Source organism: Rodentibacter rarus, assembly GCF_001998965.1.
Classification (GTDB): Bacteria; Pseudomonadota; Gammaproteobacteria; order Enterobacterales; family Pasteurellaceae; genus Rodentibacter; species Rodentibacter rarus.
On sequence record NZ_MLHJ01000137.1, the window covers coordinates 1 to 6,626 of the forward strand.

A 6,626-nucleotide genomic window follows, 5' to 3' on the forward strand; every position below is an offset into this window, starting at 1 on the left:
CCTACAAGATAACAAAAAACAACATTGTTCAACTGCTGCATAATACCGCTCTATCCTTGTTTCAAATCATTCGCCTGTTGTAACAATTGATGACTTTCTTTTAAAAATTGCTCGGAATAGTCACCAAACCATGCTCTCACTTGATGAAACGCATCAATAAACCCCTGTCGGTCATGATTTTCAAAGAATTTCAGTGCGTCCTCATAGGTTTGTTTTAGGCTTTCAATCACTTCAAGATTTTCCGGTTTATCCATAATAATATCCGCATAAAGCTCGGCATCTTGTGCGAATAAACGACCAATCATTGCTAACTCTAAGCGATAAATCGGCGAAGAAAGCGCCAGTAAATTTGCTAAATTGACCGGTTGTTTAGAAAGATGTAAACCATTCGCAAAGGTCGAAAAGTGACGTAAAGCTTGCACATAAGTCATATGGTGATCATGTTCAATGGCATCGGTTTGATGAATTTTCGCTCCCCAAATTTGAATTTGTTCAAGCAACCATTCATATCGGTCCGGAAAACGACCATCACAACGCACCACCACCTGTTTTGCCATACTGGTAATATCCGGCCCAAACATCGGGTGCAGGCCCACCACAGCCCCTTGATGGATCTCCAACATTTTCGATAAAGGTTCGCGTTTCACCGAGGTGAGATCCGCCAACAGCATATTTTCTGTTAAATAAGGTTTTAAACGTTCAATGGTTTCAAGTGTATTGGCAATTGGCACAGAAACAATCACTGCATCTGCATTAGCAAGAATACGCTCCGCCACATCCCAATCATCACGCTCTAAAACAGAAATCGGATAGCCGGAGGCACGCAGATAGCGGGCAAATAATCCGCCCAGTTTCCCATTTCCCCCCACAATCACAATTTTTTGAATGTTGGGATTGACGGTTTTAAAACCAAATTGGTTTTCATTAGTATAGGATTCCCGCATAAAACGGCGTAGCACATCTTCGATTAAATCCGGTGAAATGCCTGCCTTCTCTGCTTCTAAACGGCGAGCTTGCAACATAGAAATTTCACGGTCAGGGGCATAGATAGGGAGGCCATGTTGATGTTTCACTTTGCCGACTTGTGAAACCAGTTCAAGGCGTTTAGAAAAAAGTTGAATGAGTTCGCGGTCGAGCGAGTCAATTTCGGAACGTAAATCTTTGAGCGCTTCCATAATCCACCTGTAATTTTTTGTTTACATAATTTGTAAGAAAATAATTACAGGCAAGATTACTGGAATTTATCAGGAAAGGCAAATGAAATTAGGGGGATTGTGTGATTAATCGCTGTGGACGAATGACATTGCCATCAATCAACGCCACGCCTAAAAAGACATTCTCTGCAGAAAACAACCGCACTTGCCCTTGCAATTGCTGTTCGTTGGCAAATTTTACACGCTGACCAAAACCAATCCCATGGCTTTGTGTTTCATTCAAATGCAACGCCGGCAATTTACTCACCGCCGTATCCGTTGGTAATAAATGCTGATCCAACAAGGCTAAATCTTGCTGCGCTGCGAGGCTTTGCAATTCATCCCATCTCATCATTGCCTCAATAGGATAATCCGCCACGGCAAGGCGGCGTAACATTGTTACATGGGCGCCACAGCCCAATACTTCGCCTAAATCATCCACCAAAGTGCGAATGTAAGTGCCTTTGGAACAATGCACTTCTAAGGTTAAATAAGGGGCTTGATATTCAATAAAGTTGAGTTCAAAGATGGTGATCGGGCGGGCTTCACGTTCTACGGTGATACCTTGTCGGGCATATTCATATAAAGGTTTGCCCTGATGTTTTAAAGCGGAAAACATGGTTGGCACTTGTAAAATATCGCCCCGAAATGGCTCAAGTGCGGTCAAAATTTGTGGTGTTTCCACATTTACTGCACGAGTTTCCACGAGCTGCCCTTCCGCATCGGAGGTATTGGTACGCTCGCCTAATTTTGCGGTCACCAAATAGCGCTTATCCGCATCCAATAAAAATTGTGAAAATTTGGTGGCTTCCCCTAAACAAATAGGCAACATTCCCGTTGCTAAGGGATCGAGCGCTCCCGTATGCCCGGCTTTATTCGCTTGAAAGAGGCGTTTGACCTTTTGCATTATCTCATTGGAAGACATCCCTTGTGGTTTATCCAACAAAAACACGCCGTCAATATCCCGTCCCCGTTTGCGTGGTCTTGACATTACTGCTCGTCCTCAACGTGTTTGCGTTCGTCTTCACGCACCACGCTTGTCACCAAATTGGACATTCTCATGCCTTCGACTAAGGATTGATCGTAGATAAAACGAATTTCCGGCACAATGCGTAACCGCATGGCTTTGCCAAGTAAGGTGCGAATATAAGGTGCGGCTTTTTCCAACCCTTTCATCCCCTGTTCAATCGCACTTTCATCGTGATCGAACAAGAAGGTGACAAAAATTTTGGCATACGCCAAATCGCTGGACACTTCCACATCGGATACCGTCACCATACCAATACGGGGATCTTTTACCTCACGTTGTAAAATCACCGCAATTTCTTTCTGGATTTCTTGCGCCACACGGTCGCTACGTTTAAATTCTCGAGCCATTTTTAATTTCCTATTTTCAAGATGCTTTTTAAATCAGGGGATTATAGCAAAATTTATCCCCTAAGAGTGAAAAGTGCGGTGGGTTTTGGGGGATTTTTTTGGAGTTATGTGACCGCTGCACAAAACTGATTTTGTATTTCCTAGGGACACTCTTAGTATGTCCGTTGTAAAAGCAACGAATTTCAAGCGAACCTACGCAGTGAGTCCCTACTGAATAACAATGATTCAATTGTCGTAAAATGGAAAGATAATACCGGAGCCTTTATTTTTTTAAATAACTCAAATCTCTTCACATAAATATGGCTTTTCAGCCATTATCTTTTGTTAAAATAAACTGAATTTCTTCAGAAATAGCTTCATTACTTGCCAATGATACTACCTCTCTTAGCCAAAATAAGTTTAGCTTTTTCACATAAATTTTTGTTCTCTGATAACGATTCTAATACGAAATTATCTTCATCCTCTGCTAAAATATACTGCACTTCTTCACATATATTTTCATTACGGGCTAATAAACATCGTGTCTTATAACTTTTATCTTTAGCTAAAATAAGCTGTGCTTCTTTGCATATACCTTTATTCTTTGCTAATAAATCCTTTATGGTATTGAATCCAAGTCCAAATTCTCTAAATATCCACGTTAGTTTATCTTGATCCTTCTTAGCTACAATAAGTTGTGCTTTTTTACATAAATTTTCATTAGTAGCCAGTGCCTCTACCAGACGATCATTACTCTCTGCTAAAACGACCTGCATTTTTTCAGAAAGATCGTTTCTTTGAGCTATATCAGTTAATAAACGAGCTCTGATTTTATTGTGTTCCTCATTATTTTCATTATGTAATTCAAACACCAGCTCAATTGAAATATTTCTATGCCCTACAATAATATCCCGAATTTCTTTATTAAAGTGCTTATTATCTTCTTTAATTGAAATTTGTTCATCAAGCACTTTTCTCGGACAATTCGAATTACTAAAAGCCGCCTTTTTCACTTCAAAATTTTCATCTTTCACTAATTTTTCGAGGATTTCTTCAGTGACTTCCGGATCATTTGCCACTTTTAAGCGGTCAAGATAGTTGGTGCTGTTTGCCAATTTATTCATTTCCGCAATGCTTAATCCGTCAGAGTGAGAAGCCGGGGTGAGGTAAAGTTCCTCAAATTTTTTCTCATATTCGCCCACTTTCTCTTTCAGTGTTTTACGCAACGGCACGGTGCGGCTGATCGCTTCAATTAATGTGGCTTGGTTAAGGTGTGCGGCGTTGGCAAGAAATGCCTGTTTCACGCCGTCATACACGGCATTTTCGATATCCGCACCGGAATAATCCCGACATTGTCGGGCAATTTCTTCTAAATCCAAAACATCAACTTTTTGTTTCGCTTTATTAAGGTGAATCGCTAAAATTTGTTGGCGTTCTTTATAGTTTGGAAAGCCCACATAAAAAATTTCATCAAAACGCCCTTTGCGCAGTAATTCCGGTGGTAAAGCGGTGATGTCATTGGCAGTGGCGATAATAAAGACAGGCTGTGTTTTTTCTTGCATCCAAGTTAAAAAATAGCCCAAAAGACGAGAACTGACTTCCGAAGCATTATTGCCACTCATCCCCACAAAGGCTTTTTCCAACTCGTCCACCCAAAGCACGCAAGGGCTGATACTTTCTGCCATGGCGAGGGCTTTGCGCATATTGGTTTCGCTTTCGCCCACATATTTGCCCAGTAGCGAACCAATATCCAAGCGCACTAAAGGCTGTTGAAACAAGGCGGCTGCCGCTTTGGCGGTGAGCGATTTACCGCACCCCGGCATTCCGGCAATCAATGCACCTTTCGGGGCTTTCACGCCAAAGGCTTTTGCTTTTTCTAAATTTCCAACAATGTGGGCTTGTTCCTGCAACCATTTTTTGAGATTTTCCAAACCACCGATATCGGTGATTTGGTGATCCACTTTCACCATTTCCAACACACCGCTTTTGGCGATAATTTGCTCTTTTTGTTGGCGAATTTCATTGAGCATTTTGTCTTGATCGCTTTCATTAAAACCATTAAAACGTTGTTTGATCAGCGTCAGCACTTTTTTGATTTCCAGTTCGTTCAAACCTGAAAGTGCGGTGATAAATTTGCTTTGTTTTTCTGCTTCAATGTTGAGATCGTCCATAATGGCTTTGATGTCGCTTTCCTTTGGCAAAGGTATTTCCAAAAGCGTGATAAAGGGTTCGATGTCGGAGGGAATATAGACTTCCGAAGATTGCAAAATCACGGCACATTCTCCGGTGTAATGGCGTTCAATATTTTCGATAAGATATTGCAAACGCGCCACGGCGACCGGGTTATTTTCTAAGGCAAGTTTGGCATTTTTGATGAAAAAGAGGTTTTGTTCCAAATCTTCATCCAAAAGATCATTCAAAGTTTGTTCAATGCGTCCGTGATTTTCTTTAATTTGGGATTTGTTGGAAAAATTGATTTTCCCTTGTGCGAGGTTGATCTCGTGAACGTGGAAATTCAGGCTTTTCGCTACTTCCGCCACTAAATTTTCCGCCCGTGCCGTTTCAGCGGTGTGAAGATAAAATGTAGAATACCCTGCTTTAATCAATTCAATAAGTTGTTGATTTATTTTCATTTTTAGTCCTTTTATAAATATATAATTAACGGTATTGATGAAAGCCGATTTACCACCAAGACGGAGTAAAAAAATCTACTACTTTACTTACCCCAGATGATACAAATTCCCCCACGCTCTTCACTCCCTCACTTACTTTAGAAACCACCGTTTTAGCCGTATCTGCGACAACATCAATGGCTTTATCTGCGACTTTTCGTGCGGTATTCGCAATAGGTTTAACCACTTTATCGGCAACCCATTCTCCGCCTTTTTCGCCAAGATAGCCGCCAATCGTTGCGCCAAGTGCTGTACCGGCAGGACTAAACATTGATCCCACAAAACTACCGATTCTTGCCCCCATCACCCCACCTTTAGTTTTTAACCAGTTTTCACAGGTTTTTTCAACTTTGGTAATAAATTTTGAGGTAGCAAATTTTGCTTTTTCTGCCGCAACATCAACGGTTTTGAGAAGCCCTTGTTCGACTTTATCGAGAATGCGGGTATCGTTCCATCCTTCGCCCACACTCAATACTAAATCCGTAATACGATCCCATTTTTGACGGGTCCTCTCTATCGCATCTTCAATTTTATTGAGTGTGTCAAAGCCGGCTTTTATCCAACCTTTTTTGGCAGAAACCACCACACCGCCCGACATTGCCACTTGCACACCTTTATTTTCCGCCGTTTCAATAGAAGAACGTAAAATATGCAGCAATTCTTCGCTTTGGCTACGGTTTTCCTTGCCTTTAATGGCATTGTATAGCCGTTCACCAATGGTTCGCACGCCATACGCCATTAAATGTAAATTTGCGTTGATTTTTGCCTTGGTGGTGACATTTCGGGCAAGATCCAAAGGTGTGGTGCTTTCGATTTTTGGCGTTAATGGAATCGCTTGCCCTAAATACATTTCCGTACCGGCGAGATTGGCATTTTCCAGTCCTTCATCTATCGCTTTCAATGCCTCAACGGGATCAAAGCCGTTTTGATTCGCAATATCTGTCAGTTTTGTGTTTAACACATTGGCAAGGGTTTTGCCTTTATTGAGGGCTTTTTCAACATCAAGCTGATTTTTCACCAAGGAATCGACAGTAGAAATAATCACATTTGCCGTGTCGATTTTTTCTTGTTCATTTTCCCAAATGTCCGAATAAAGGTTAAAACGCCCGATCAACCATTCATCAATCGGCTGATGACGACCATTTTCCAGATAATCGCTCACGAAATCATTAATGGTCTGCATTGCTTTTTCGCCGCTTTCCTGATCGGCAAAAAGATGATTTTGTACCTGGTCTGCCAGCGTTTGTTGGTATTCTTCGGTTTTTATATGCTCAAATTGCGCATCAATTATTGTGCTATTCATTATATTTTCCTCGCATTAATCATATTCGGTATTATGTAGAAATGCACAAAACAGAAATTTTAACCAAAACGTAGGGACACACTGCGTGTGTCCGTTATAAAA

Annotated in this window: 5 protein-coding genes; all 5 read right to left on the minus strand. The window is 41.2% G+C overall.

All coding sequences use genetic code 11. From position 1 onward, the window contains the following. Window positions 1-50: 50 nt before the first annotated feature. The 5 genes from tyrA to BKK50_RS11530 all read right to left on the minus strand — a co-directional run bounded on the left by tyrA (window position 51) and on the right by BKK50_RS11530 (window position 6,524). The gene (gene tyrA / locus BKK50_RS11510; protein WP_077418241.1) at window positions 51-1,175 is read right to left on the minus strand and encodes a bifunctional chorismate mutase/prephenate dehydrogenase; all 1,125 of its coding nucleotides are present in this window, start codon (window positions 1,173-1,175) and stop codon (window positions 51-53) included. Window positions 1,176-1,263: 88 nt separating this feature from the next. Then, window positions 1,264-2,184: a tRNA pseudouridine(55) synthase TruB gene (gene truB / locus BKK50_RS11515; protein WP_077418244.1), complete on the minus strand. Its 921-nt coding sequence runs from the start codon at window positions 2,182-2,184 to the stop codon at window positions 1,264-1,266. Then, on the minus strand, window positions 2,184-2,570 hold the full coding sequence (gene rbfA, locus BKK50_RS11520; RefSeq protein ID WP_077418247.1) for a 30S ribosome-binding factor RbfA: 387 nt from the start codon (window positions 2,568-2,570) through the stop codon (window positions 2,184-2,186). The genes truB and rbfA overlap by 1 nt, the downstream gene beginning before the upstream one ends. A gap of 359 nt (window positions 2,571-2,929) precedes the next feature. Further along, window positions 2,930-5,182 (minus strand): AAA family ATPase, encoded by a 2,253-nt coding sequence (locus BKK50_RS11525; protein ID WP_077418250.1) that lies wholly within the window; start codon window positions 5,180-5,182, stop codon window positions 2,930-2,932. A gap of 49 nt (window positions 5,183-5,231) precedes the next feature. Then, complete coding sequence (locus BKK50_RS11530) at window positions 5,232-6,524, minus strand: hypothetical protein (protein ID WP_077418253.1); 1,293 nt, start codon at window positions 6,522-6,524, stop codon at window positions 5,232-5,234. Between the last annotated feature and the right edge of the window lie 102 nt (window positions 6,525-6,626).